Source organism: Moorena sp. SIO4A1, from assembly GCF_010672065.1.
Classification (GTDB): domain Bacteria; phylum Cyanobacteriota; class Cyanobacteriia; order Cyanobacteriales; family Coleofasciculaceae; genus Moorena.
Window position 1 is genome coordinate 1 of the sequence record NZ_JAAHHX010000194.1, and the last position, 3,345, is coordinate 3,345.

Genomic DNA, 3,345 nt, shown 5'->3' on the forward strand with positions numbered 1-3,345 from the left:
CCCCCCCAAATTCAATCAGTTCACAATCCCATTTTGCTAGGGTAGCCCTAAAAATGTCTTCCAAGCGTTCGAGCATCTCCCCTGTTAGGGAATTGTTTCTGAACTTAGTCACTAGTACCAAGTGATATCATGTCCGTCTAATCACTTATAATAAAAGTGGAGGGGCGACCGATGAAGGCGCTCAAAGGAGTGGAGATTCCGTAATCTCCCATACAGGCTAGGGTTCAAGCGTAGTTCCCACCCGAAGGGGTAATACGAGATGGATATATCCGGCATCAAGCTAGAATACTCCCGAATCGTTTTATCTCACAGCTAGAGGGTAATGCGTAACTCGATGCAGATACCGCCTGATAAGAGGTCGTTTGGGAAAGAACTAATAGGTTGACGAAAGGAATCGTTGATTGAAGCGTCGTAATTAGTAATATCCCTGCTAAAAGCGGTAATGGGGATAAAAGCTCCAAGGGTTAATTCACTCCATACTGAATAACTGAGAACCCCATATGGACTCGGCGTATAGACGACAACCTACAGTTTGAATCTTCTTTGTGCGTAACCGGGTAAGCCGAGATTGAGTCCTTATTCTAGGTCGATGAATAAGGTAGCCAAATCGTAAGAAGAGGTATAACTCTCAGTCCGGTAGAAGTCTGAACCAAGCTAAGGCCAACAAGACGAAAGTCAACGGGAAATCACAGAAATGTGTATAACCGGTTGGATAGAGGATAATCCCTCAACTCGTGCATAGTGCTGAATTTCAGAGCCGATTCCAAGCAAAGAAATTATAGGGATGATTTCCTTAATTGCGATGGAAAAGATAGAACCGAATTCAAAAGAAAACGGTATCGTAACTGAACAAACTACCTATTGGCATTCCGTAAACTGGAAAAGAGCTTATAGGACAGTCAGGAAATTAAGACGTAGAATATTCCGAGCGACTCGCGAAGGTAATTGGAAATTGGTGAACAAACTACAACGCCTAATGCTGCGTAGTTATTCCAACATACTCATCTCCGTGAGACAGGCAGCACAACTTAACAAAGGAAAGAATACCCCTGGAATTGACAAAATAGCAAAATTAAATCCCAAACTCAGGGGAGAGTTGGTCGATGCTCTATCAAGTTATCGCGCCTGGAACCCAATACCGACCAAACGTGTATACATACCTAAATCCAATGGTAAAAAACGACCACTGGGAATTCCGAGCATGATTGACAGATGTATACAAGGCATCGTCAAAAATGCACTAGAGCCTGCATGGGAAGCCAAATTTGAACCCACATCATACGGGTTTCGACCTGGCAGGAGTACCCATGATGCGAGACAAAGGATTTTCACTAACATTAGTGGAGAAAGAAACAAGAAATGGTGGGTATTGGATGCCGACATTACAGGATGTTTTGACAACATTGCCCATGAACCACTACTTGAAAACATTGGAAACTTTCCCGCCCGAAAACTAGTGAAACAATGGCTGAAAGCAGGATACATGGAAGGCGATGTATTCTATAACACTGAAGCCGGTACACCACAAGGAGGAGTAATTAGTCCACTATTGGCCAACATTGCACTCCACGGGATGGAAGAGGTACTAGGTATTAGATACAAATGGAATACCGATAAGAGAAGGAAATCCGGAGGTACATGGAACAATATCACCAATAGGACATTCGTCCGCTTTGCTGATGACTTTGTGGTTTTAACAGAAACCGAAGAAGATGCAGCAAACGCTAAGGTAATCTTACAAGAATGGTTAGCCAAAAAAGGACTGAGCCTATCGGAGGAAAAAACCAACACTAGACACCTCACTGAAGGATTTGACTTCCTAGGATGGAATTTCCGCAAGTATCGAACCACTGCACGAAAGTCGGAATTGGTTACCCTCATCAAGCCATCCAGTAAAAACATCAACAAGTTCAAAAAATCCCTGAAGGAAACCTTCAAGAAACTGAAAGGGGCAACTCAATTACAAGTCATTAAAGAACTCAATCCGAAAATTCAAGGATGGGGCAATTATCATGATGGAGTAGTTGCCAAAAAAACCTTCACAAAAGTTGATAGCTATATACACTGGAAGTTAAACAGATGGGGGAAACGGAGACACCCGAAAAAGTCTTTAAACTGGGTTAATAACAAGTACTTTGGGAAATTATGTCCAGGAAGAAATGACAAATGGGTGTTCGGAGACAAATCCCTTAAAGATGTATACGTACAAAAACTGGCATGGATACCTATTAAGCGACACACCTTAGTTCAATATAAAAATAGCCCAGACGACCCGAACCTAATCGAGTACTGGGAAAAACGAAAAAGCGAACAAAGGGAAAAAACAGCTAGAAGTAGGTTCTCTACCGGGAGGGATAAAATAGCAAACAGACAGAACTATCTCTGTCCTGTGTGCAATCAAACCCTTGGGGTTAGTGATGAATTACATTTACATCACATTATACCCAAACATTTTGGTGGACTAGATAAATCAGAAAATTTAGTTTACCTACACAGCGACTGTCACCAATCCATACATGCCTTGGGTGCCACTAATCTCAACATACAGGAAATGCTGAGAGTTGGGATAAATAAACCCTCCAAGAGCCGGAACAAAAACCAAAAGGTACAAACCCGGAAATCTAGAAAAAGAAGTGGCAATGATAAGTGAGTTCTTTTGGAATTGGTAGCGCCGTGTACTTGGAAACTTGTTCGCACGGTGCTTTGGGGACGAAGCGGGAGTAATCCCGCTGACTTACCCGATAGGGACTTGATACCTCTAAAGGTATGACGATGCGATCGGGTGCATCTCATATAGCAAAGGGAACAGGGAACAGGGAACAGGGAGCAGGGAGTAGGGAACAAACATTCTCTCAATTCCTACACGGATTGCTATTTTTGTAAAAAAGACTGGAAGTGTGGGGAGTGGGCGCGGGGCGGGGGCGCGGGGAGTGTAGTGAAGCTGGTAGAGCGTTGGTGTTAGAGGCGCGAAGGATCCTCAAGCAGGTTGAGACAGCACGCCCGAAAATTGAAACAGGCAAGATGCCCGTTCCACGCAAGATGCCCGTTACAATTTTCAGGTCAAACAGCATGCATTGAGATGCACCCGGGAATTTTATAGCAATTCTATTTCCCATGAGGTACAAAGGGATCCCCCATTATCCCCCTTAAAAAGCTATGCATTAGTCACATCTTTCTTAACATAATGGGACTTGACACCAGAAGTGGTTTTGGGGGAAAGTATAGCAGTCGCCATCATAGTTAGGACAAAGAAAACGAAAAGCCCTTCCACTTATCGTCCGATTTCTGTCATGCCTTTTCCTTACAGCGAAGACCTGCGCCAAAAAGTAATTCAGGCGATCGAAC

General features: G+C 43.5%; 1 protein-coding gene and 1 pseudogene. One reads left to right on the plus strand and one right to left on the minus strand.

Going from position 1 to position 3,345, the window contains the following annotated elements:
- Positions 1-124 (minus strand): annotated as a pseudogene (locus F6K53_RS35975) (transposase); the annotation flags it as partial.
- Positions 125-784: 660 nt separating this feature from the next.
- Between F6K53_RS35975 and ltrA the strand changes: the two are divergent.
- Positions 785-2,650 carry a group II intron reverse transcriptase/maturase gene (gene ltrA / locus F6K53_RS35980; RefSeq protein WP_293072436.1) on the plus strand — a complete coding sequence of 622 codons (1,866 nt, stop codon included), beginning with the start codon at positions 785-787 and terminating at the stop codon, positions 2,648-2,650.
- Positions 2,651-3,345 lie beyond the last annotated feature (695 nt).

What these genes read in the sequence shown, in the direction of transcription:
- ltrA (WP_293072436.1), top strand. Translation starts at nt 785, where the DNA reads ATGATTTCCTTAATTGCGATGGAAAAGATAGAACCGAATTCAAAAGAA.